At 40.5% G+C, this 25081-nt stretch carries 23 protein-coding genes and 1 riboswitch; of the genes, 21 read left to right on the forward strand and 2 right to left on the reverse strand.

Going from position 1 to position 25081, the window contains the following annotated elements; translation table 11 throughout:
- The first annotated feature begins 416 nt into the window (after nt 1–416).
- The 13 genes from V7122_RS03185 to purD all read left to right on the forward strand — a co-directional run bounded on the left by V7122_RS03185 (nt 417) and on the right by purD (nt 13830).
- Nucleotides 417–938, forward strand: a complete 522-nt coding sequence (locus V7122_RS03185; RefSeq protein ID WP_335344332.1) for a DUF2179 domain-containing protein — start codon at nt 417–419, stop codon at nt 936–938.
- Nucleotides 935–1138, forward strand: a complete 204-nt coding sequence (locus V7122_RS03190) for an NETI motif-containing protein (RefSeq protein WP_335525796.1) — start codon at nt 935–937, stop codon at nt 1136–1138. Before V7122_RS03185 ends, V7122_RS03190 begins: the two co-directional genes overlap by 4 nt.
- A 94-nt stretch (nt 1139–1232) precedes the next feature.
- Nucleotides 1233–1334, forward strand: a riboswitch (purine riboswitch).
- A gap of 141 nt (nt 1335–1475) precedes the next feature.
- Nucleotides 1476–1961, forward strand: a complete 486-nt coding sequence (purE, locus tag V7122_RS03195) for a 5-(carboxyamino)imidazole ribonucleotide mutase (RefSeq protein ID WP_335344329.1) — start codon at nt 1476–1478, stop codon at nt 1959–1961.
- Nucleotides 1948–3084 carry a 5-(carboxyamino)imidazole ribonucleotide synthase gene (purK, locus tag V7122_RS03200; RefSeq protein ID WP_335525797.1) on the forward strand — a complete coding sequence of 379 codons (1137 nt, stop codon included), beginning with the start codon at nt 1948–1950 and terminating at the stop codon, nt 3082–3084. Before purE ends, purK begins: the two co-directional genes overlap by 14 nt.
- A 147-nt stretch (nt 3085–3231) precedes the next feature.
- On the forward strand, nt 3232–4524 hold the full coding sequence (gene purB, locus V7122_RS03205; protein WP_335525798.1) for an adenylosuccinate lyase: 1293 nt from the start codon (nt 3232–3234) through the stop codon (nt 4522–4524).
- 143 nt (nt 4525–4667) lie between these two features.
- A complete protein-coding gene (purS, locus tag V7122_RS03210) occupies nt 4668–4922 on the forward strand; it encodes a phosphoribosylformylglycinamidine synthase subunit PurS (RefSeq protein WP_335344326.1) in 255 nt (84 codons plus the stop codon).
- Nucleotides 4919–5602, forward strand: coding sequence for a phosphoribosylformylglycinamidine synthase subunit PurQ (gene purQ, locus V7122_RS03215; RefSeq protein WP_335483964.1), 684 nt, complete (start codon nt 4919–4921; stop codon nt 5600–5602). Before purS ends, purQ begins: the two co-directional genes overlap by 4 nt.
- The gene (gene purL / locus V7122_RS03220; RefSeq protein WP_335344324.1) at nt 5586–7805 is read left to right on the forward strand and encodes a phosphoribosylformylglycinamidine synthase subunit PurL; all 2220 of its coding nucleotides are present in this window, start codon (nt 5586–5588) and stop codon (nt 7803–7805) included. The genes purQ and purL overlap by 17 nt, the downstream gene beginning before the upstream one ends.
- Nucleotides 7790–9205, forward strand: coding sequence for an amidophosphoribosyltransferase (gene purF / locus V7122_RS03225; protein WP_335344323.1), 1416 nt, complete (start codon nt 7790–7792; stop codon nt 9203–9205). Before purL ends, purF begins: the two co-directional genes overlap by 16 nt.
- A gap of 129 nt (nt 9206–9334) precedes the next feature.
- Nucleotides 9335–10360, forward strand: coding sequence for a phosphoribosylformylglycinamidine cyclo-ligase (gene purM / locus V7122_RS03230; RefSeq protein ID WP_335344322.1), 1026 nt, complete (start codon nt 9335–9337; stop codon nt 10358–10360).
- On the forward strand, nt 10360–10932 hold the full coding sequence (gene purN / locus V7122_RS03235) for a phosphoribosylglycinamide formyltransferase (protein ID WP_335344321.1): 573 nt from the start codon (nt 10360–10362) through the stop codon (nt 10930–10932). The genes purM and purN overlap by 1 nt, the downstream gene beginning before the upstream one ends.
- 72 nt (nt 10933–11004) lie before the next feature.
- Complete coding sequence (purH, locus tag V7122_RS03240) at nt 11005–12540, forward strand: bifunctional phosphoribosylaminoimidazolecarboxamide formyltransferase/IMP cyclohydrolase (RefSeq protein ID WP_335344320.1); 1536 nt, start codon at nt 11005–11007, stop codon at nt 12538–12540.
- An 18-nt stretch (nt 12541–12558) separates the two neighbouring features.
- Nucleotides 12559–13830 (forward strand): phosphoribosylamine--glycine ligase, encoded by a 1272-nt coding sequence (gene purD / locus V7122_RS03245; protein ID WP_335344319.1) that lies wholly within the window; start codon nt 12559–12561, stop codon nt 13828–13830.
- Here the strand turns inward: purD and V7122_RS03250 are convergent.
- Together V7122_RS03250 and V7122_RS03255 are read right to left on the reverse strand one after the other, a co-directional pair.
- Complete coding sequence (locus tag V7122_RS03250) at nt 13808–14032, reverse strand: EYxxD motif small membrane protein (RefSeq protein ID WP_335525799.1); 225 nt, start codon at nt 14030–14032, stop codon at nt 13808–13810. The genes purD and V7122_RS03250 overlap by 23 nt on opposite strands.
- Before the next feature lie 45 nt (nt 14033–14077).
- A complete protein-coding gene (locus V7122_RS03255) occupies nt 14078–14350 on the reverse strand; it encodes a YgaP family membrane protein (protein WP_335344318.1) in 273 nt (90 codons plus the stop codon).
- 191 nt (nt 14351–14541) lie between these two features.
- Here V7122_RS03255 and V7122_RS03260 point away from each other — a divergent pair, with 191 nt between their 5' ends.
- From V7122_RS03260 to V7122_RS03295, 8 genes are all read left to right on the forward strand, one after another.
- On the forward strand, nt 14542–16284 hold the full coding sequence (locus V7122_RS03260; RefSeq protein WP_335344317.1) for an adenine deaminase C-terminal domain-containing protein: 1743 nt from the start codon (nt 14542–14544) through the stop codon (nt 16282–16284).
- Nucleotides 16285–16419: 135 nt separating this feature from the next.
- Nucleotides 16420–17481, forward strand: coding sequence for a DUF3048 domain-containing protein (locus tag V7122_RS03265; RefSeq protein WP_335344316.1), 1062 nt, complete (start codon nt 16420–16422; stop codon nt 17479–17481).
- 27 nt (nt 17482–17508) lie between these two features.
- Nucleotides 17509–17817, forward strand: a complete 309-nt coding sequence (locus V7122_RS03270; protein ID WP_335344315.1) for a YerC/YecD family TrpR-related protein — start codon at nt 17509–17511, stop codon at nt 17815–17817.
- Between the two features lie 162 nt (nt 17818–17979).
- Nucleotides 17980–18663, forward strand: coding sequence for a heptaprenylglyceryl phosphate synthase (locus tag V7122_RS03275; RefSeq protein ID WP_335344314.1), 684 nt, complete (start codon nt 17980–17982; stop codon nt 18661–18663).
- Between the two features lie 67 nt (nt 18664–18730).
- The gene (pcrA, locus tag V7122_RS03280; protein ID WP_335525800.1) at nt 18731–20959 is read left to right on the forward strand and encodes a DNA helicase PcrA; all 2229 of its coding nucleotides are present in this window, start codon (nt 18731–18733) and stop codon (nt 20957–20959) included.
- A 36-nt stretch (nt 20960–20995) separates the two neighbouring features.
- Nucleotides 20996–23002 carry an NAD-dependent DNA ligase LigA gene (ligA, locus tag V7122_RS03285; RefSeq protein ID WP_335525801.1) on the forward strand — a complete coding sequence of 669 codons (2007 nt, stop codon included), beginning with the start codon at nt 20996–20998 and terminating at the stop codon, nt 23000–23002.
- A gap of 35 nt (nt 23003–23037) precedes the next feature.
- Nucleotides 23038–24186, forward strand: a complete 1149-nt coding sequence (locus V7122_RS03290; RefSeq protein ID WP_335354790.1) for a CamS family sex pheromone protein — start codon at nt 23038–23040, stop codon at nt 24184–24186.
- A 246-nt stretch (nt 24187–24432) separates the two neighbouring features.
- Nucleotides 24433–25081: aldehyde dehydrogenase family protein (locus tag V7122_RS03295; RefSeq protein ID WP_335525802.1), on the forward strand; the 649-nt coding region annotated here is incomplete at its 3' end.

A 25081-nucleotide genomic window follows, 5' to 3' on the forward strand; every position in this document is an offset into this window, starting at 1 on the left:
GCTGTTTATAACGCCCATCGTCAGGAAAAAAGTCGTTGGAAGGTAGTTAAGAGCTATTTATAACGCCCATCAGCAAGAAAAAAATCCATCGAAAGCAGCTAAGAGCCTTCTAAAAGCTCCCTTTTGACAAGAAAAAAACACTCGAATGTTGTTAAGGCCCCCATTTTCCCCACCTCATTCATGATCCTATTCAAAAATACTAGATGCTCCAAGCAACAACGAAAAAAGCCATTTTATACATATTAAGCAATCTTAGTTCCAAAAATTAATTTCCTCTTCGCAAAATCACCATTCTTATGTACAATTAATATTCAATAATAGGAGTTAAAATGGGATCAAAAGGGAATTAACAATATATTAGGCAGTGGACTGTCACTATAAAGGGGGAGCTTTCTTTGTTAGAAAGTGGTTTTTTAATGATAACTATTATTCTGTTAATCAATATTGTGTATGTATCCTTCTTTACGATCAGAATGATCTTAACGTTAAAAGGCCAGAGATACTTGGCTGCTTTTATTAGTATGATTGAAGTTGTTATTTATGTAGTGGGGTTAGGTTTGGTTCTTGATAACCTTAATGAAATCCAGAATTTGATTGCTTACGCGGTTGGTTATGGGATTGGTGTTATTGTTGGGATGAAAATTGAGGAAAAGCTCGCCCTTGGTTATATTACCGTGAATGTCATAACAAAAGAATATGATTTGGACATGCCGAAGATGCTAAGGGAAAAGGGCTATGGTGTGACAACCTGGGCAGCTAACGGCTTAGAAGGGGATCGGATGGCTCTGCAGATCCTGACACCAAGAAAATATGAATTAAAGTTATACCATACGATTAAAGAGCTTGATCCGAAAGCGTTTATTATTGCGTACGAGCCGAAAACCATTCATGGCGGCTTCTGGGTGAAAAGCGTAAAGAAAGGGAAGTTATTTTCATGAGTAAAGGAAAAAAGAAAATGGTTTTTGAAGTGCAGGAAAATGAAACCATTGATATGTGTCTAGAGCGAATAAAAAAGGCAGGGTATTTTCCTGTTAGAAGAACAGAAAAGCCGATCTTTGAGGAAAAAAAGATAGGCCAAACGACTACCTATGAGCCAGTAGGACGCCAGATTCTGTTTGAAGCTAAAGTAATTGACTGATAAAACACGAACGATATATAAGTAATTAGATGTATTGTTCGATTATTGGTTGACATTACTATCAATAGTTGTTAAGATGTGCATATAAGAAATAAATGAAGCGAATAATCCCCCTCATATAATAATGGGAATAAGGCCCATAAGTATCTACCCAATAACCGTTAATTATTGGACTATGAGGGAAAGTAAATATGACTGGCGTAAATAGGAATTTATCCTGTTCTATTTAGGTGTGTTCCTGTATGCTTTTTTGCCCAGGCAAATACTTTCTCTCTTTGAAGATAGTATTTGTCTGGGCATTTTATTTTGTATAAAACTTAGTGCTGGAGGAAAAAAGATGGCAGAAGTTGCAGTGATCATGGGTAGTAAATCAGATTGGGAAACGATGAAGCATACTTGCGATATCCTGGATGAGCTTGAAATTCAATATGAAAAAAAGGTTGTTTCCGCCCATCGAACTCCAGATCTCATGTTTGAATATGCGGAAAAGGCGAGAGAAAAAGGCATTAAGGTGATTATTGCCGGGGCTGGAGGTGCTGCTCATCTACCAGGTATGGTTGCAGCTAAAACGACACTTCCAGTCATTGGTGTTCCAATCCAATCAAAAGCGCTAAACGGTTTGGACTCTTTACTCTCCATTGTACAGATGCCAGGTGGAGTGCCGGTAGCAACAGTGGCTATTGGCAAGGCAGGTGCGACAAATGCCGGTCTGCTTGCAGCACAAATACTTGGTGCCTTTGATTCACATATGGCAGATCGTCTAGAACAAAAAAGAGAAAACACGAAACAAGAAGTTTTAGAAAGTAGTGATGAGCTTGTCTAAAAAAGTCATTTTACCAGGTCAAACGATTGGAATTATTGGCGGTGGACAATTAGGAAGAATGATGGCGATTGCCGCAAAATCACAAGGATTTAGGATTGCAGTGCTTGACCCGACCGAAGATTCACCATGCGGGCAAGTCGCTGATCATGCCATTATCGGTGAATATGACAGCATTGATTCTATAAAGGAACTGGCAAAAGTAAGTGATGTCATTACGTATGAATTTGAAAATATTAATGCGAAAGCCTTGGATTGGTTATGTGCCAACACCTATGTCCCTCAAGGATCTGCATTGCTTGAAATAACACAGGACCGGACAAAGGAAAAAGCAGCCATACAAAAAGCCGGTGCAGAGGTTGCTCCATATGCAGTGATTAGAGAGATAGACGATATATATGCAAATATCGAAGAACTCGGATTTCCGGCAGTATTAAAGACGGCTAGAGGCGGATATGACGGAAAAGGACAATACGTCATTAGAAACGAGCAAGATATTGTAGAAGCGGCAAAGCTTCTTGAAAAAGGAATTTGTGTCCTTGAAAAGTGGATTCCGTTTGAAAAAGAAATCTCGGTTATTATTTTTCGAAGTGTTTCTGGTGAAACGGCTGTTTTACCAGTTGGAGAAAATATTCATAAAGACAATATTCTTCATCAAACAATCGTACCGGCAAGAATATCGGAACAGGCAAAGGAAACAGCTGTACATGCAGCTAAGCAGCTTGCAGAAGCATTCGACCTTGTCGGAACATTGGCAGTCGAGATGTTTTTGACAGCTGATGATCACATTTACATCAATGAGCTTGCGCCAAGGCCCCATAATTCAGGGCATTATTCCATTGAAGCTTGCGAAACCTCGCAGTTTGAGCAGCATATCCGTGCAGTTTGTAATTGGCCGCTTGGCAGTACACATCTATTAAAACCAGCATTAATGGTAAACATATTAGGAGAACATCAGGAACCATTAATAAAGAAGATTCCGTCATTAAATGATTGGAAAATTCATTTGTACGGTAAAAAGGATGCCAAACATAAACGCAAAATGGGTCATGTAACTCTCTTGCGCGATTCAGTTGAAACGGCAATTGGTGAAGCTGAGGATAGCGGCATTTGGTCCGATGTCTAGCTCCAGCGCCTACCCCCTCGAGGTCACAAGCCAATCCTCCCAGAAAGGTAAAGTACACCTTTCCGGGAGGCTCGTCTTGTGCTTGTCGGGGGTGGGCAAGGCGCTTCCGCTTTTCTTGATGTGAGATAAAAGATCGGAGGCTAAAAGATGATTGAACGCTATACAAGGCCAGAAATGGGCGCGATTTGGGCGGAGGAGAATCGGTTTCAAGCGTGGTTAGAGGTTGAAATTCTTGCATGTGAAGCCTGGGCGGAGCTTGGGGATATTCCAAAAGAGGATGTTCAAAAAATCCGTGAGAATGCTTCCTTTAATATGGATCGCATTAAAGAAATCGAGGAAGAGACAAGACATGATGTCGTGGCTTTTACCCGTGCCGTTTCTGAGACACTCGGTGAGGAAAGAAAATGGGTTCATTACGGATTAACGTCAACAGATGTTGTGGATACGGCTCTTTCCTACCAAATTAAGCAAGCAAATCAAATCCTTCTTAAAGATCTTGAACGTTTCGTTGAAATTCTGAAAAACAAAGCACAAGAACATAAATATACAGTTATGATGGGGCGTACGCACGGTGTCCATGCAGAACCAACTACTTTCGGACTGAAGCTTGCCCTTTGGTACGAGGAAATGAAGCGTAACGTAAATCGCTTTAAGGAATCAGCTGAAGGCATAGAATTTGGAAAAATTTCAGGAGCCGTTGGAACATACGCGAATATTAATCCCTATGTAGAGAAATATGTATGCGAGAAGCTTGGCTTGAAGCCAGCACCCATTTCAACACAGACATTACAACGTGATCGCCATGCGCACTATATGAGCACAATCGCTTTAATTGCCACATCCATTGAAAAATTTGCGACAGAAATCCGCGGTCTTCAAAAGAGTGAAACACGTGAGGTAGAAGAGTTTTTTGCAAAGGGTCAGAAAGGCTCATCGGCTATGCCACACAAGCGAAACCCAATCGGTTCAGAAAATATGACTGGGATGGCAAGGGTGATCCGCGGGTATATGCTCACTGCCTACGAAAACGTAGCATTATGGCACGAACGAGATATCTCTCATTCCTCTGCCGAAAGAATCATCATCCCAGATGCAACCATAGCCTTAAATTATATGCTTAATCGCTTTGGAAATATTGTGAAGAATTTAACAGTATTCCCCAATAATATGAAGAGAAATATGGACCGCACATTAGGATTAATATACTCACAGCGTGTCTTGCTCGCGCTAATCGATAAAGGTCTAACTCGCGAGGAAGCATATGACACGGTTCAGCCGCGAGCAATGGAAGCGTGGGAAAGGCAAGTTCCGTTTCGCAGCTTGATCGAGCAGGATGAGACGATTACTGCTAAGCTTGGCTCTAACGAAATTGATGATTGCTTTGACTATAACTACCACATCAAGCATGTCGATACGATTTTTGAACGACTAGGTTTATAAAAAAATAAGAGGTGAAGGATTCTTTGCCTCTTATCAAATAAAAATTCCCCACTCTTCACCTTAGGGAACTTTCATGAAAAAAGATTTTGAAAGTTTAAGAGATTCATATAAAAAATAATAGCCAAACTGGGAGGCCAAACAGTATGTACAAAGTAAAAGTATTCGTCACATTAAGAGAAAGTGTTATCGATCCTCAAGGTACAGTTGCAAAAGATTCGCTTCACAAGCTAAATTACGGCGAAGTGTCCGATGTTCGTATTGGTAAATATGTAGAGTTAACTTTAGAAAAAACAGATCGTAATATCGATGAAATCGTAAAGGAAATGTGTGAAAAATTATTAGTTAACCTGAATGTCGAAGATTACCGTTTTGAAATCGAGGAGGTAGTTGCTCAGTGAAGCTAGCAGTCATTGCTTTTCCAGGTTCCAATGAGGTTGATATGTACAATGCTGTAAAAGATGTTCTCGGGGAAGAAGTGGAGATTGTTAGTCACGAGGCGGAAAATCTTGAAGGTTTTGACGGAATCATCCTTCCAGGCGGCGCGTCATTTGGGGATTATCTACGTCCAGGTGCCATTGCACGCCACAGCAGAATTATCCAAGAAGTAAAAAAAGCAGCAGAAGCAGGAAAGCCGGTAATCGGCGTAAGCAACGGGTTCCAAATTTTATTAGAAGCAGGTATTCTTCCAGGAGCCGTGAAACAAAATGAAGGCTTAGAGTTTATCTGTCGCTCAGTGGAAGTAAAAGTTGAAAATAATGAGACGATGTTCACATCTGAATATCAACAAAATGAAGTTCTTTCACTTCCAATCGCACACTGGAATGGCAATTACTATTGTGACGAGGAAACACTTAAAAGTTTAATAGAAAATAAGCAAATTGTATTTACGTATAATGGCTCTAACCCGAATGGAAGCCTTGAAAATATCGCTGGGATTACGAACGAAAAAGGTAATGTTTTAGGAATTATGCCTCATGCGGAGAGAGCAGTTGAAGAGATAATCGGAGGATTGGATGGTTTAAAGCTTTTTCAATCGATCGTGAAAAATTGGAGGGAAGCACATGTCGCTAATGCTTGAACAAAGTCCAGAACAAATTAAAGCAGATAAAATTTATAAAGAAATGGGTTTAACGGATGAAGAATTTGCGATGATTGAGAAAATTCTCGGCCGCCTTCCAAACTACACAGAGACAGGTCTATTTTCTGGCATGTGGTCTGAACACTGCAGCTATAAAAGCTCTAAACCGATTTTAAGAAAATTCCCTACAACGGGTGAAAGAGTTCTTCAAGGTCCAGGGGAAGGAGCAGGAATTGTTGATATTGGCGATGAGCAAGCGGTTGTTTTCAAAATCGAAAGCCATAACTCTCCATCTGCTATTGAGCCTTATGAAGGGGCAGCAACAGGTGTAGGAGGAATTCTTCGCGATGTCTTTTCAATGGGAGCAAGACCAATTGCCGCACTGAATTCATTGCGCTTTGGTGAATTAGATTCGCCACGTGTGAAGTATCTATTCAAAGAAGCGGTTGCTGGTATTGCTGGCTATGGGAACCGAATTGGAGTACCAACTGTTGGTGGAGAAGTTCAGTTTGATCCAGCCTACGAAAAAAATCCGCTAGTGAACGCAATGGTAGTTGGGTTGCTTGACCATAAGGATATTCAAAAAGGACAGGCGCGTGGAATTGGAAACACGGTGATGTATGTCGGAGCACCAACAGGCCGCGATGGAATTAATGGAGCATCCTTCTCTTCAGCTGAATTAAAAGACGAACCAGTTGAAGAACGCTCTGCAGTTCAAGCAGGTGATCCGTTCCTAGAGAAGCGTCTAATGGAAGCTTGCCTAGAGTTAGTTCAATCAGATGCGCTGATTGGTATTCAAGATATGGGGGCAGCTGGCTTAACGAGTTCTTCAGCTGAAATGGCAAGTAAAGCAGGTTCAGGAGTAGAAATGAACTTAGACCTCGTTCCTCAGAGAGAACCTGGAATGTCGGCTTTTGAAATGATGCTTTCTGAATCACAAGAGAGAATGCTGATTGTTGTAAAAGTTGGCAGAGAGCAAGAAATCACCGATCTTTTTGCGAAATATCATCTTGAGGCCGTTTCAATTGGAAAAGTAACAGACGATAAAATGCTCCGTCTACTGCACAAAGGTGAAGTTGTAGCAGAAGTACCTGCTGATGCATTAGCAGAGGAAGCACCAGTCTATAATAAGCCATCACAAGAGCCGGCATATTTCCGTGAGTTCCAAGCAATGGAAAATGATATTCCTGCGGTCAGTGATCATAAAGAAACGCTTGTTAAGCTTCTCGGACAACCAACGATTGCTAGTAAGGAATGGGTATACAATCAGTTTGATTATATGGCTGGTACGAATACAGTTGTTGCCCCTGGCTCTGATGCAGCAGTGGTTAGAATCCGTGGAACACGCAAAGGCTTAGCGATGACAACGGACTGTAATGGACGCTATGTTTATCTTGATCCAGAAACAGGAGGGAAAATTGCCGTTTCTGAAGCAGCGAGAAATATCGTTTGCTCTGGCGGAGAGCCTTTAGCAGTTACAGATAACTTAAACTTTGGCAGCCCTGATAACCCGGAGATTTTCTGGCAAATCGATAAATCTGCTGATGGTATCAGTGAAGCATGCCGCAAATTAAACACACCAGTTATTGGCGGAAATGTATCATTATCGAATCAATACGACGGAAAAGCAATTTATCCAACTCCTACAATTGGTATGGTCGGTCTTCTTGAAAATATTGACCACGCAACAACTCAAAATTTTAAAGATGCAGGAGATCTGATCTATTTATTAGGTGAAACGAAAGATGAATTCGGCGGGAGCGAATTACAAAAATTAACGTACGGAAAGATTTTTGGAAAAGCGCCTGAACTGGATCTAGATATTGAAGAAAAGTATCAGAAACAAGTACTAACTGCCATTCGCGCGGGGGTAGTAGCTTCTGCTCATGATTTATCTGAAGGTGGATTGGCCGTTGCCATTGCTGAAAGCTTAATGGGTACAAAAGGTCTTGGTGCCAATATTGAGATTTCAGGAAATATTGTGTCTGCCTTATTCAGTGAATCACAATCCCGTTTCTTACTATCGGTTAAAAAAGAAAACCAAAAAGAATTTGAAGGCTTAGTTGATGCAAAACTACTTGGTGAGGTTACAGATACAGGAGTTCTTCAAATTAATTCAGAAGAGAAGGAAACTGTGCTTACCGAGCAAGTTGATGTACTTCGACAAGCCTGGAAAGGGGCTATTCCATGCCTGCTGAACTAGAAGGCTTACAAGAAGAATGTGGAATTTTCGGTGTGTGGGGCCATACAGATGCATCTCAAATAACATATTATGGCCTTCATAGCTTACAGCATCGGGGTCAAGAGGGAACTGGAATCGTTGTGACGGATGGGTCCAAGCTAAGAGGCGTAAAAGGCGATGGGCTTGTGAATGAAGTATTTACAGCTGAATCGATGAAAGAATTAGCAGGCAGCTCAGCCATTGGCCATGTAAGGTATTCAACTAACGGAGGAAGCGGATATGAAAATATCCAGCCCCTCCTATTCCATTCACAAAGTGGCAGCATGGCTCTTTGCCATAATGGAAGTTTAATCAACGCTAAAGCATTAAGGCATCAGCTCGAAAACCAAGGAAGTATTTTTCAAACGAGCTCGGATACGGAAATCTTAGCTCACCTTATTAGAAGAGGCGGATTTACTTCTTTAAAGGATCGGGTGAAAAATGCTTTATCGATGTTAAAAGGAGCCTATGCTTTCCTAGTCATGACTGAAACAGAATTAATTGTTGCTCTTGATCCGAACGGCATGAAGCCTCTTGCTCTCGGAAAACTAGGAGATGCATATGTTGTTGCATCTGAAACATGTGCCTTTGATATTGTCGGAGCAAAATTTGAACGCGATATTCATCCTGGAGAATTGCTTGTTATTAGTGATGAAGGACTCCATTCGGAAATGTTTTCAGTGGCATCGCAAACAGCAATGTGTGCGATGGAATACATTTATTTTTCACGGCCGGATAGCAATATTAATGGCATAAATGTTCATTCTGCCAGAAAAAGACTTGGGAAGCAATTGGCACTTGAGGCTCCGATTGAAGCAGATGTGGTTACAGGTGTTCCAGATTCTAGTATTTCAGTTGCGATCGGATATGCAGAAGTTACTGGAATTCCATATGAAATGGGACTAATTAAAAATCGCTATGTGGGACGGACATTTATTCAACCTTCACAAGCTCTCAGAGAGCAAGGTGTAAAAATGAAGCTTTCTCCTGTTAGAGGTGTTGTAGAAGGAAAACGAGTGATCATGGTAGATGACTCGATTGTTCGTGGGACAACGAGCAAAAGAATTGTTAATTTGCTTCGGGAAGCAGGCGCAACTGAAGTACATGTAGTGATTAGCTCTCCTACCATTAATAATCCATGCTTCTATGGGATTGATATGTCCACTAAAAGAGAATTAATTGCTGCTAATCATTCAATAGAAGAAATTAGAGAGATACTGGGTGCGGATTCTTTAACCTTTTTAAGTGTAGAAGGAATGGCTGAAGCGATTAATAAAAATAAATCTGGTCAACCACATGGCCTTTGTCTTGCTTGCTTTACAGGCAATTATCCAACTGAAATCAATCCGGTTAAAAGCGAGGAAAAGGTTCCAGTCGGTTAATAGGATTTTGATAGGATATATATTGAGATGAATTTGATAAAGCGGCATTGAAAGATGTCGCTTTTGTTTTGAACTGTTTTAAGAATAAATTGTCTAGCACTTACGCTTTTCTAACGAGGAGGACTAATAATGGCAAATGCATATAAGCAGGCTGGTGTCGATATTGAAGCAGGCTATGAAGCGGTATCGCGTATGAAAAAACATGTAGAGAAAACGGTTCGCCCAGGTGTTTTCGGTGGTTTGGGCGGATTTGGCGGGATGTTTGATTTATCGGTTCTGAATTTAAAAGAACCTGTTCTTGTATCGGGTACAGATGGAGTAGGAACTAAATTAATGCTAGCTTTTATGATGGATAAACACGATACAATTGGTATTGACGCTGTTGCTATGTGCGTAAACGATATCGTTGTCCAAGGGGCGGAGCCGATTTATTTCTTAGACTATATTGGCTGCGGAAAAGCTGAGCCATCTAAGATTGAAGCGATTGTTAAAGGGATTGCCGATGGGTGTGAACAAGCAGGGTGTGCACTTGTTGGAGGCGAAACAGCTGAAATGCCAGGCATGTATACGGAAGAAGAGTATGATCTTGCCGGATTTGCTGTCGGTGCTTGTGAAAAGTCAGACATTATCAGTGGCACAGATATTAAAAGTGGAGACGCACTTATTGGCCTTGCCTCAAGTGGAATCCACAGCAATGGATATTCTTTAGTTCGGAAATTATTTTTAGAGAAGGCTAACATGTCGTTAACGGACCATGTTGATGAATTAGGCTGCACGTTAGGAGAGGAGCTTTTGCGTCCAACGAAGATTTACGTAAAGCCGATTCTTTCTGCATTGAATAAATTCAAAATTAAAGGGATGGCCCATATTACAGGCGGCGGTTTTATTGAAAACATTCCGCGCATGCTTCCTGAAGGCTTAGGTGCACAATTAAAAGAAAGCAATTGGGAAGTACCAGCTGTCTTTAAGTTAATGGAGAAGATTGGCGAATTAGACCGTAAAGAAATGTACAATATTTTTAATATGGGAACAGGAATGGTCTTAGCAGTGGATCAAGAAATTGCACATGATGTGATGTCCCATTTTAATGAGAACGGCGAAAAGGCTTATCTGATCGGAACAGTAACTGATAAAGAAGGAATTGAGATTTTATAATGAAAAAGATCGCAGTATTTGCTTCTGGCAGCGGGACGAACTTCCAAGCCATAATTGATGCAGTTCATAAAGGTGAGCTTCAAGCTGATATTCAATTGCTTGTATGTGATAAGCCCGATGCATTTTGTATTGAACGGGCTGAAAAAGGGAATATTCCTCAGTTTATTTTTACTGCTAAAGAGTACGCAAATAAAGAAGCCTATGAAAAAGTGATTTTGAATAAACTTGAAAATCTCAATGTTGAATATATTATTTTGGCTGGCTATATGAGGCTAATTGGACAAACTCTTCTGAGGGCATTTGAGGGGAAAATCGTTAATATTCATCCTTCCTTGCTGCCTGCTTTTCCAGGAAAGGATGCTATTGGTCAAGCATTAGAAGCGAAAGCAAGGGTTAGCGGTGTAACCGTTCATTTCGTTGATGAAGGAATGGATACGGGCCCGATTATTGCTCAGCAAGAGGTTGAAATTAGTTCAGAAGAAACGATGGAAAGTCTTGAAGCTAAAATCCATGGAATTGAACATCAGCTTTATCCAGCAGTTTTACAAAAGTTGCTAACGAACAATTTGTAATAGCTCTTTCACCTAGCTGAGTAAAACGTTCATGAATTAGAGAAGGCATTAATTTTTTGGAGGGCATACTTGATGAAGAAAAGAGCACTAATTAGCGTTTCTGATAAAAGTGGAGTCGCTGAATTCGCAAAGGCATTAAGCGAATTAGGGTTTGAAATTCTTTCCACAGGCGGTACAAAAACTGCCTTGGAAGAGATTGGACTTCCTGTGACAGGTGTCAGCGACGTTACTGGTTTTCCGGAAATATTAGAAGGACGGGTCAAGACATTAAATCCATTCATCCATGGAGGATTATTAGCTAAGTTTGATGAGCCGAGCCATAAGAAACAATTGGAAGAGCACCAAATTCAGCCGATTCATGTCGTATGTGTAAATTTATATCCTTTCCAGCAAACCATTGCCAAGCCAGACGTAACAGTTGAGGATGCAATTGAAAATATCGATATCGGCGGACCTGCTATGCTTCGCGCCTCAGCCAAAAACCATGAGTATGTTACGGTTGTTGTCGATCCTTCCGATTATGAGACAGTTTTAAGCCAATTAAAGCAAAACGGTGAGGTAGAAAAGGAAACTCGCCGTAAGTTAGCTGCAAAGGTATTCCGTCATACTGCAGCTTATGACGCGATGATTGCAGAATATATGACGAAGCTTGCTAATGTGGAAGTGCCTGAAAAATTAACAGTTACCTATGAATTAAAACAATCATTGCGATATGGAGAAAATCCACATCAGAAGGCATCTTTTTACCGGAAGCCGTTAGGCTCAGAGTTTTCGATTGCGAATGCTGAGCAATTACATGGAAAAGAATTATCCTATAATAACATAAATGATGCGGATGCAGCCCTTCAAATTGTAAAGGAATTTACAGAGCCAGCGGCAGTCGCTGTCAAGCATATGAATCCTTGTGGGGTTGGAAATGGAGAAACGGTTTACGATGCTTTTACAAAAGCATTTGCTGCTGATCCTGTTTCCATTTTTGGCGGAATTATTGCCTTCAATAGGGAAGTGGACAAAGAAACAGCACAAAAATTATATGAAATTTTTCTAGAAATCATTATTGCTCCTTCTTTTTCAAAAGAGGCTTTAGAGATTTTAACAGGGAAAAAGAATCTACGTCTTTTAACGATTCCATTTTCTAAACAGAATAAAGAAGAAGTAAAGTTAACCTCTATTGAAGGTGGATTATTAATCCAGGATTTTGACCAGTACACATTAGATCACGCAGAAATCACGATTCCAACGAAAAGACAGCCTTCAGAGGAAGAATGGAAAGCACTGAAGCTTGGATGGAAGGTCGTTAAACATGTGAAATCCAATGCCATTGTTGTGAATAACGCAGAAATGACTCTTGGAATTGGCGCAGGTCAAATGAATCGTGTAGGTGCAGCGAAAATTGCCTTAGAACAAGCAGGGGAAAAAGCAAATGGAGCAGCTATGGCATCCGATGCATTCTTCCCGATGGATGATACAGTTGAAGCGGCTGCAAAAGCTGGCATTACAGCTATTATCCAGCCAGGCGGATCTGTCCGTGATGAGGATTCAATCAAAAAAGCGGATGAGTACGGAATCGCGATGGTATTCACGGGGATTAGACACTTTAAACATTAAAAGTGGGGGATGTTTATAATGAAGGTACTAGTAATTGGAAGAGGCGGCCGTGAGCACGCTATTTGCAGAAAGCTTTCTGAAAGTCCGTCAGTAGAGAAAGTATTTGTTGCGCCAGGAAATCCAGGCATGGAGGACGTTGCTGAGCTTGTAGCCATCACGGAAAACGAACAGGATCAACTTGTGCAATTTGCGAAAGAACATGAAATTGGCCTAACCGTGATTGGACCAGAAGTTCCCCTGCTTGAAGGGATATCAGATCGTTTCCAGGAGGAAGGCTTAAAGGTATTTGGTCCTAAAAAGGAAGCGGCAATCATAGAGGGCAGCAAGTCATTTGCCAAGGATTTGATGAAGAAATACAACATTCCTACTGCCGATTATGCGGTATTCTCCACTTATGATGATGCAAAAGCTTATCTAGAAGAAAAGGGTGCTCCCATTGTCATAAAAGCGGACGGTTTAGCAGCAGGTAAAGGTGTGACCGTTGCGCTTACAATGGATGAGGCGAGACAAAGCTTAGAAGAAATGCTTTTAAATGAAAGATTTGGTGATGCTTCGTCTACTGTTGTCCTGGAGGAGTTTTTGACTGGAGAGGAAATTTCACTAATGGCTTTCGTAAATGGAGAAACAGTGATCCCTCTTGAGATTGCCCAAGATCATAAACGTGCCTTTGACGGAGACAAGGGTCCGAATACAGGTGGAATGGGTGCATATTCCCCTGTGCCTCATATTAGTGAAGATACGGTAAAGACTGCAATTGAAACAATATTAAAACCGACAGCAAAAGCTCTTGTTCAAGAAGGGCGGCATTTTTGCGGCGTTTTATATGCGGGTCTCATCATTACAGAAGCTGGTCCTAAAGTGATCGAATTTAATGCCCGATTTGGCGATCCGGAAACGCAAGTTGTTCTGCCAAGAATGAAATCTGATTTAGCTGAAGTGATGCTGGCCGTTATGAATGGAGAAGCACCTGCTATTGTTTGGGACGAACAAGCCATGCTAGGAGTTGTCGCTGCTTCTGTTGGATACCCAGCGGAATATCAGAAGGGTGCAATTTTATCAGGCTTGCAAGATATTAGCAGTGATGTACTTGTCTTCCATGCGGGCACCGAAAAGAATGAATCAGGTGCATTCATAACAAACGGCGGCAGGGTTTTCCTTGCAGCTGCGAAAGCAAACACATTAAAAGAAGCACAGGACAAGGTTTATTTGGAATTAGAAAAGGTAAACTGCAGCGGCATCTTTTATCGTAAGGATATCGGATATAAAGCTATCGAGCACGTCTTTTCCTAGACTTTCGCATAAATGCAAAGAGTAAAGCAATGATGCTTCCTACTAATATGATTAGGACAAAGGACATATCTGTTAAATATTCAAGGAACATAATGGACACACCTTCTTGTTTTAGCCCCCTCATGTAGGGGGCTTTAATGATTATGTTTGATATTAAGCGGAAACAAAGAGAGTATAGTTTCCCGAAATTTAAAAATCTCATGAAAAAGTGGAAACAAACAAGTCAAAATCATGTTACATCGTTTTTTTATGTTGGGTTATGTGGAACCATTTCACTTAAAGCACCGTTTTCGTCTTGATTCCCGTTCATTCGTTCCTGTCCGCATCGATAAAGGTCTGTAACTGGACAATACCTTACAATTCCTTCCGCTACCTTCATTGCTCCGAGCACAACCCAAATAAAATTAGATTGGCGCCAAGGTCTTTTTACGAGTTTTGCGGAAGCACAGGACAATACAGAAAGTCCTATCGTAATGCGGATTAACGCATTAACAATCCCGATATTAGGTTTGATGTTCAATGGACCTTCACCTTCTTTAATATTTTTTTAAAACCACCTATTTCTTTAGTGCGTTAAATTGCGAAATATGATAAGATATAGAAATGAAAGGGCTTTCTTTTGCTTTTTTTACCAATAAGAAATCAGAGAAATATTATCCTTATTGAAACTAGGGATTTTTAACATATAGAAAAACAGGGGGAGGGTTTAAAGTGCTGGAACAGAGATTCCGTTGGAAAAACAAGCACTTGCGTGACCATGTTTCAGTATTAGATGGAAAATTGTCGCCGACCATATTACTTAAAAATGCACGGTACCTCAATCAGGCATTTCGTAACTGGATGACGGCAAACATTTGGATTTATAATGATCGCATTGTCTATGTGGGAGAAAGGCTTCCCGAAAAATTAGACCAATGTGAAGTCATGGATTGTGAAGGTTTAATACTTGTTCCAGGTTACATTGAACCCCATTCCCATCCGTTTCAATTATATAATCCCCATTCATTTGCCAGCTATGCATCTCAATTCGGGACCACAACCTTGATTAATGACAATATGGTTCTCGCTTTGCAATTAGATAAAAAGACGGCGTTTTCCTTTATTGAGGATATGAATCATTTGCCGACATCGATGTATTGGTGGTGCAGATTTGATGCACAAACAGAAATACAAAATGAAGAAACGATCTTCTCTCATAGTAATATAAAATCATGGCTTGAACATGATGCCGTTTTACAAGGCGGGGAATTAACAGGCTGGCCGAAATTATTAGACGGCGATGATTTAATTCTGCATTGGATACAGGAAACGAAGAAGAAAGGAAAGAAAATTGAGGGACACTTCCCTGGGGCATCAGAGAAGACGTTGGCAAAGCTTATGCTGCTAGGAGCCGATTGTGACCATGAAGCGATGACAGGAAAAGATGTTTATAATCGTTTAATGCAAGGCTATACAGTTTCTCTCAGATATTCATCGATCCGTCCGGATTTACCTGTATTGTTGGATGAAATACATGAACTAGGCATCAATCATTATGATCAAATGATATTTACGACTGATGGATCCTCTCCTTCTTTTTATGAACAGGGCATCATTGATCAGATGATTCGAATAGCCATTGAAAAGGGAGTCCCGATCAAGGACGCCTATAATATGGGAACGATAAATATTGCACGGCACTATAATATTGAACATTTGCATGGGAACATCGCAACGGGAAGAATCGCCAATATTAATTTTCTGACAGATGAGACAAACCCTACACCTGTTTCCGTTTTAGCAAAAGGAAAGTGGGTCAAAAAGAATGGAGAACCGTTGGATGCATACGCGTCTATAGATTGGAAAAATAAAGGCTATAAACCTTTACAAATAGATTGGAATCTTGAGTCGGATGATTTACAATATTCCATGCCGTTTGGGATCAATATGGTGAACACAGTCATTATGAAGCCATATTCCATCTCTATCGATGTTTCGGCTGATCAGTTATCTGCTGACCATGATGAATGTTTTTTCATGCTAGTTGATAAACATGGGAAATGGAGAATTAACACACTGCTTAAAGGCTTTGCAACCCATTTAGACGGGTTTGCCAGTTCTTTTTCTAATACAGGAGATTTTATCCTGATTGGAAAAAGCAAGCGGGATATGATGAACGCCTTTAATCGAATGAAAGAGATTGGCGGAGGTATTACTGTTTCAGAACAGGGCCGAATTGTTCAGGAAATTCCGCTCAATATTATGGGCGTGATGTCCAGCGAAAGTGTTGAAACTATAATTGAAAAAGAAAAAGAGCTTCGCAGCTATTTAAGTGAAAGGGGCTATAAGCACGACGATCCTATTTATTCACTTCTTTTCTTTTCTTCAACCCATTTGCCATATATTAGGGTCACACAGCAAGGAATATATGATGTTATGAACAAAACAGTACTCTTTCCAACGATAATGCGTTAAAATGTAAAAGTAGAATTGAAGGAAATCTGCATCTAGACTATACAGAACCAGCATACCAAAGTTTATTGAAATATCCTTACTCACTTTCTAAAAAGTGATCGCGGCAGGAAACTTCACAATCTCAGGGGTGTCTTAATGTTAAAACAATGGATAGCTGCTTTTGCAGCGGTCATGCTGCTAGTTTCAGGATGCAGTAAAAATGATAAAACGACCGTAAAAAATGAAGAAAATAATCGTGAAGAAACGGCAGAGGAGCAAGAGCAAGTATCCGAAGAAGAGGATTTGCCTTACCAATTTCCATTAACAGGTGTTGGTACTGAGGATCAGGTGGAAACAAGAGCAGTAGCGGTCATGATCAATAATGACCCTCATGCACGTCCACAATCAGGTCTTGGTCAGGCTGACATTGTCTATGAACTGCTTGCAGAAGGTGATATTACGAGATTCCTTGCTATTTATCAAAGCGAACAGCCAGAGAAAATTGGACCTATAAGAAGTGCAAGAGATTATTATATTGAATTGGCAAAAGGCTATGATAGTCTGTATATTGCTCATGGATATAGTCCAGACGCAAAAGCGATGATTGATAGAGGATATATCGATAACTTAAACGGAATGTACTATGATGGGACGCTTTTCTATCGTTCCACTGACCGAAAAGCTCCGCATAACTCTTATTCTTCCTTTGAGAATTTCTTAAAGGGCGCTGAATTAAGAAATTATGACATGGATAAAGCTCCTGCAGCGCTTACTTTCCTTGATAAACAAGAGATAGAAGCTTTAAACGGGGAAGAAGCAAAATCAGCTATGGTTTCTTATTTTAACAGCAAGCTCTTTAATTCAATCTATGAATATGATGAAACTCTTGAAAAGTATAAGCGGTATTCTAATGGTGAATTAACCGCAGATCAACATTCTGGAGACCCGGTGCTTCTTGATAATATTTTCATCGTAGAAACAGATCACAAGGTAATTGATTCCGCAGGACGGAGGTCCATCAACCTTATATCTGGAGGAAGAGGGTACTTGCTGCAGAAAGGACAATGGAAAGAGGTTGAGTGGCAAAGCATTGAGGGGAAAATCCTGCCAGTGCTGAATGGACAAATGGTTGGACTTGTACCAGGGAAAACTTGGATTAATGTTATTCCATCAAACCCAGGCTTGGAGCAAACAGTTTCTTTTGATGTAAAGGAATAGATTCTATATTTAAAGGGGTATGAGCATATGCAAATTGATAAATTAAGAGGAAAAGAGCTGGATCAGTTATTTAAATCGATTTTATCTTTAAAGGATTTAGAAGAATGCTATCGTTTTTTTGATGATTTATGCACAGTCAATGAGATTCAATCTTTAGCCCAACGTCTTGAAGTTGCTCGAATGCTTACAGAAGGAAAAACATATCATAAGATCGAGACCGAAACAGGTGCCAGTACCGCAACCATTTCTCGTGTTAAACGCTGTCTCAACTATGGAAATGATGCATACGAAATGGCTTTAGAGCGAATTAAGGAAAACGAATCTGTGAATGAATGATTATATCTTAATGGAAAGGCCGCAGGGGTTAACTCCTGCGGCTATTTTCGTCAATGGAGAATATCTACATTTTTGGATTTTGGTTGTTCCACGCTTTACTTTTTGATTCATTTCACAAATGATATAATGTTGAAATGGAATGATAGAATGGGGGAAGTATGGATGTATGATGTTCGCGAGTGGCGCCATGTGTTTAAGCTCGATCCAGATAAATATATTTCTGATGAGGATTTAGAAAAGATTTGCGAGTCAGGAACCGACGCACTTATTGTGGGTGGAACGGATGGAATCACATTAGACAAGGTATTGGATCTAATGGCTCGTATCCGCCGATATACGGTCCCATGTGTGCTGGAAGTATCCTCTATCGAAGCCATTACACCAGGATTTGATTTATATTTTATTCCAACGGTTTTGAACAGCAAGGAGACAAAGTGGATTTCAGGACTGCACCATGAGGCTGTGAAAGAGTATGGAGATATCATGAATTGGGATGAAATAGCCGTGCAAGGTTATTGTATTCTCAATGAGGAATGCAAAGCTGCTAAGCTGACAAATGCAAATACCGATTTAACCATTGATGATGTCAGGGCTTATGCCATGATGGCAGAAAAAATGTTCCATCTCCCTATTTTTTACTTAGAATATAGCGGAAAATACGGAGATGCCAAGTTACTATCAGAGGTTAGGAAAACGCTTGAGAATACAACCTTATTTTATGGCGGCGGCATAGAAACAGCGGAACAGGCTCGTGAAATGGCAGCCTCAGCCAATGTAATCGTAGTTGGAAATGTTATTTATAAAGATATACATGCCGCTTTAGAAACGGTTAAAGCTGTACGTTAACAGTTGAATGGCATAAAAAAAAGAGTTATATTAGCAACAGAACATATGTTTGGCGGTGATTGAAGGAATGAATTTTTTAACAGATAAGCTTTTAAAGGGATTAAACCCTGAGCAGCAGAATGCAGTAAAGACAACAGATGGACCTCTATTAATAATGGCTGGTGCCGGCAGTGGCAAGACAAGAGTGTTAACACACCGAATTGGTTATTTAATGGTAGAAAAAGGGGTCAATCCATATAATATTTTGGCTATTACCTTCACGAATAAAGCCGCGCGAGAGATGCGCGAAAGGATTCAGAGAATGATGGGCGGAGCGGCTGATGAGATTTGGATCTCGACCTTTCACTCGATGTGTGTGAGGATTTTAAGGAGAGATATTGACCGCATTGGCTATAATCGTAATTTCACCATTCTAGATACTACAGATCAGCAGTCAGTGATCAAAGGGATTTTAAAGGATAAAAACATAGACCCGAAGAAATTCGATCCCCGAGCCATCCTTGGTTCCATTAGCTCGGCTAAGAATGAACTGACAACACCTGAGGAATATTCGAAAACAACAGGCGACTATTATCAGCAGGTTGTAAGTGATGTTTATACAGAATATCAAAAGAGACTCAGAAGAAACCAAGCACTGGATTTCGATGATCTTATTATGATAACCATTCAGCTTTTCCAGCGTGTACCGGATGTTCTCGAATACTATCAGAGAAAATTCCAGTACATACATGTCGATGAGTATCAGGATACAAACCGAGCACAATATATGCTCGTAAAGCTTTTAGCAGCAAGATTTAGAAATCTATGTGTTGTAGGCGACTCGGATCAGTCTATTTACCGCTGGCGCGGGGCTGATATTGCCAATATCCTTTCCTTTGAAAAAGATTATTCTAATGCTAAAGTGATTCTGCTTGAGCAAAATTACCGGTCCACGAAAAGAATTCTTCTTGCAGCCAATCAAGTGATCTCTAGAAATATGAATCGAAAGGCGAAAAATCTTTGGACAGAAAACCCCGAAGGAAATAAGATTTTCTACTACCGGGCAGATAGTGAGCAAGGGGAGGCTCAATTTGTTGTCGGCAAAATAAAAGAGTTTACGAAAGACGGAAAGCGGAATTTATCGGATATTGCGATTCTTTATCGCACGAATGCCCAATCCCGTGTCATGGAGGAAGTTCTTTTAAAATCAAACATCGAATACTCCATCGTCGGCGGAATTAAGTTCTACGACCGTAAGGAAATTAAAGATATTCTCGCTTATTTAAGACTGATTGCAAATCCAAGTGATGATATAAGCCTACAAAGAATTATTAATGTCCCAAAACGCGGAATAGGTTCAGGAACGATTGATAAGATTGCTAACTTTGCATCGCTGCACGATATGACGATGTTTGAAGCCTTGCAATCTGTTGAACTAATCGGTTTAAGCCCGAAGATTACGAAAGCTGCAGGAGAATTTAGGGATTTAATAAATAACTATACGCAAATGCAGGAGTACCTGTCTGTTACGGAATTAGTGGAAGAATTACTAGAGAAATCAGGATATCGAGAGATGCTGATTGCGGAAAAATCAATTGAAGCTCAAAGCCGTCTCGAAAACCTGGATGAATTTCTATCCGTAACGAAAAGCTTTGAAGAGGCTAGTGATGACAAAAGCTTAGTAGCCTTTCTAACGGATTTAGCGTTAGTCGCTGATATTGATAAGCTAGATGATGATGGGGAAAAAGCCGATGCTGTTGTCTTAATGACCCTTCACTCGGCAAAAGGTCTTGAATTCCCAACTGTCTTTTTAATTGGTCTGGAGGAAGGGGTTTTCCCTCACAGCCGATCATTAATGGAAGAGGCAGAAATGGAGGAAGAACGCAGACTCGCATATGTAGGAATAACGAGAGCAGAGGAAGAGCTGTTTATAACTAATGCTCAATTGAGAACATTGTTCGGTCGTACGAATATGAATCCTCCTTCGCGTTTTATAAAAGAAATACCTGAAGACTTGCTCGATGGAATCCAGCCAGCAAAAAGATCGGCTTCGCCTTTCGGAGGAACAGCGCTAGGGTCTTCATCAGAGGGAAGACCAACGCCTAGAAGGCCAGTGATTCGTCCAGCCATGAATGCAACAGGCGGAGATGAATTAGGCTGGAAGGTTGGCGACAAAGCGGTGCATGGCAAATGGGGTACGGGTACCGTTGTTAGTGTGAAGGGTGAAGGAGAAGGCATTGAATTGGATATTGCTTTCCCAAAACCAATCGGGATCAAACGATTATTGGCTAAGTTTGCGCCGATAACTAAGGGATAGGAGTTCCGAGCTTTTTCTATGAAAGGGGTTGAATCTATGGATCTTCAAATGGCTGAAAATAAAGTAAATGAATTGAAAAATTTATTAAATCAATATAATTATGAGTATCATGTTCTTGATCAGCCATCTGTTCCGGATGCGGAATACGATAGGCTTATGAGAGAGTTAGTTGAAATAGAGGAAGGATTTCCGGAACTAAAATCATCTGATTCACCTACGCAACGGGTTGGCGGAGAGGTTCTGGATATGTTCGAAAAAGTACAGCACCAGTCCCAAATGTTAAGTCTTAGCAATGCTTTTAGCGAGCAAGACTTAATGGATTTTGACCGACGTATCCGCCAGGTTGTTGGGGATGATTTTTCCTATGTATGCGAGTTGAAAATTGATGGATTAGCTGTATCTCTTCGCTATGAAGATGGATTATTTGTTCTCGGTGCAACGAGAGGGGATGGATCCACTGGAGAGAATATTACAGCTAACCTGCGAACGATTCGTTCCATTCCGCTTCGCTTAAATAAGGAGGTTTCACTGGAAGCCCGCGGCGAGGCGTTCATGCCAAAGCGTTCCTTTGAGGCGTTGAATCATCTAAGAGCGGAGAAGGGTGAAGAGCTTTTTGCCAACCCACGAAATGCGGCAGCGGGTTCACTGCGCCAGCTAGATCCGCGAATTGCGGCTTCAAGAAATCTTGATGTTTTCCTATATAGTGTAACAGATACAGGTGAAACAGCTATCGATTCACATAGTGAGGCATTGGACTTTTTAGATTCGCTTGGATTTAAGACGAATAAGCAGCGAAAAAAGTGTGCGGACATCCATGAGGTCATTGAATATGTAGAAAAATGGACGAAAGAACGTCCTCAGCTCGCGTATGAAATCGATGGAATTGTAATCAAGGTGGATTCGTTTGAACAGCAGCAGGATCTTGGAACAACAGCAAAGAGTCCACGCTGGGCCATTGCCTATAAGTTTCCAGCTGAAGAGGTTATTACAACCTTAAAGGCTATTGAATTAAGCGTAGGAAGAACAGGTGTCGTGACACCAACAGCGATCTTGGAGCCAGTCCGTGTGGCTGGATCTACGGTTCAGCGTGCTTCTCTTCACAATGAGGATTTAATTCGAGAAAAGGATATCCGAATTGGGGATCAAGTCGTTGTGAAAAAAGCAGGTGACATTATTCCTGAGGTGGTAAATGTATTAGCTGACCGAAGAACAGGGGAAGAAGAAGAATTTCACATGCCGACTCATTGCCCAGAATGTGAAAGTGAGCTTATTCGCCTAGACGGAGAGGTTGCCTTACGCTGCATTAATCCAAAGTGTCCAGCACAAATCCGTGAAGGTCTCATTCATTTTGTTTCCCGAAATGCGATGAATATTGATGGATTAGGAGAAAAGGTGATTAGCCAATTATTTGCGGAAAATCTGATCCATGATGTAGCAGATTTGTATAAGCTGAAGTATGAACAGCTTATTCAGCTTGAGCGAATGGGAGAAAAGTCAGTTCAAAATTTACTGGCTGCGATCGAAGCCTCTAAGCAAAATTCACTAGAAAAACTTATTTTTGGATTAGGTATCCGTCATGTTGGGGAAAAAGCAGCCAAAACCATTGCCCAGCAATTTGGATCCATGGAAGGTCTTGAAGCAGCTACTCGCGATGATTTTCTTGCCATAAATGAAATCGGTGAGAAAATGGCTGATTCCATTGTTGCCTTTTTTGAACAAGAGGAGGTTAAAGAACTTCTTCAAGAGCTCAGAGAAGCTGACGTGAATATGGAATATAAAGGTCCTAAGCTCGTAACTGCTGAAAATTCAGAGTCGATTTTTGCTGGAAAAACAATTGTGTTAACAGGAAAGCTTGAAAGGCTGTCTAGAAATGAAGCAAAGGATCAGATTGAGGCATTAGGTGGTAAAGTATCTGGAAGTGTAAGTAAGAAAACAGATATTGTGATCGCAGGTGAGGATGCAGGTTCAAAGCTGACGAAAGCACAGGAATTAGGAATCGATATTTGGGATGAAGAGAGACTTGTGGAGGAATTAAAGGATTAGATTTTCTAAAGACAAAAGGAGAGAGTGGGAATTCCGTGAAAAAAATAATATTGCTTGCTCTTTCTTTAAGCCTTCTTCTTGCCGGGTGTGCGCCAAAGTTCAATGGACAGGATGAAGTGGTCCATGAAAAAGAGGATGCTAAAGAGAAAGCAATAATTCCAAGCTATAGGATTTCGGATCAGTACTACCGTACGATTTTGCCTTTTGAACCGAGTGAATCAAGAGGACTCGTCGTAGGTAATATTAATTCAAAATATGATATTACAGAGTTTGAAACGGGCCTGATGCGGGTTGCACAAAACAATTTTGACCCGGATAAATATATGTTTCAAGAAGGACAGCATTTAAAAAGAAAGACAGTTGGCCTCTGGCTAAACCGAAAATTCACTTCTGACCAATTAGAAGAGAATAAATTAAAGGAAGAGGACAACATTGGACTTAACCCTCTTGATAATGGAAAAGAAGAGACCCCGGAATACCTGGCCCATATTTTAGAACATAATTATCTAATTAAAAATGACGAGGGAAAGTATAAATTGGGAGGAGTCGTCGTCGGGCTAGCTCTCAATTCCATTTACTATTACCAAAAGATCCAATATGGGCCGACATATGAAACAAAAATTAGTCATGCCGAACTTGAAAAAGAGGGAAAGAAGCTCGCGGATGAGGTATTGAGCAGATTGCGGCAAATGGATCAACTCAAGGATGTTCCGATTACCATTGCCTTATTTGAACAGCAAAGTAAAACATCCGTCGTTCCTGGGAATTTCTTCGCTTATGCGAATGCCCCAAAGGGCAGCTCTAAACTAGGAGGATGGGAAAAGATTGATGAAAAGTATGTCCAATTTCCATCAACAGCTGCGACTGAAAATCATCGCGATGATTTAACATCCTTTTTGAACTTTAAACAAGATGTCGAATCCTATTTTCCTAATTTTAATGGGGTAATTGGTAAAGCGTATTATGTTCAGGGACAGATGCAAGAGCTATCCATTAATATTCCAATACAGTTTTATGGAAAGGCTGAAGGGATTGGATTTACTCAATATGTTGCAAGTCTTGTGATGAAACATTTTCCGGAATATATCTCCATAGAGGTTAATGTTTCATCCGTTTATGGTCCGGAAGCCTTGATTGTCCGCAAAGCTGACCAAAATGAACCATTCGTTCACATTTACAATTAGTATGTTTTGAGATGGAATGGAAGAGTCAAAATTCATTATTCGTGAAAAATATACGAGGATGAGGAGAAGTCTGTTTTTTAACTTTCCAAAAATTAGACCGTGTTGTTTGAACGGTTAAATCAAAACATGTTAAAATGGGAATTGGATGCAAAAGCTATACAAAGATAACAGTGAGCACAAAAAATTGGCGATTCGTTTATTACGTGTTCATTTGTCATTTTTAGTAGAAATGTGGAGGCGAAGAAAATGGTACAACCTTACAAACATGAACCATTCACAAATTTTAAAGTAGAAGAAAACCGTGAAGCTTATTTAACAGGTTTAAAAACGGTTGAAGGCTATTTAGGAAAAGACTACGATTTAGTTATTGGCGGAGAACGCATTACGACTGAAGATAAAATTACTTCATACAATCCTGCTAATAAGGAAGAAGTAATTGGCCGTGTGTCTAAAGCAAGCCAAGAATTAGCCGAAAAAGCCATGCAGGCTGCTGTTGAAGCGTTCAAAACATGGAAAAAGGTTAAGCCGGAAATTCGTGCAGACGTTCTTTTCAAAGCAGCAGCGATTATCCGCCGCCGCAAGCATGAATTCTCTGCTCTTTTAACAAAAGAAGCAGGAAAGCCATGGAATGAGGCAGATGCAGATACTGCAGAAGCAATTGATTTCTTAGAATATTACGCACGTCAAATGCTGCGTATTAAAGATGGTGTTCCAGTAAACAGCCGTCCAAACGAATATAACCGTTATGACTACATTCCATTAGGAGTTGGAATCATTATCTCTCCTTGGAACTTCCCGTTAGCGATTATGGCTGGTACGACAGTTGCTGCAATCGTAACAGGAAACACTGTGTTATTAAAACCAGCTTCAACAACGCCAATTGTTGCAGCGAAAT

It is taken from the genome of Bacillus sp. JJ1532 (assembly GCF_036965085.1).
In the GTDB taxonomy this organism is placed as follows: domain Bacteria; phylum Bacillota; class Bacilli; order Bacillales; family Cytobacillaceae; genus Cytobacillus.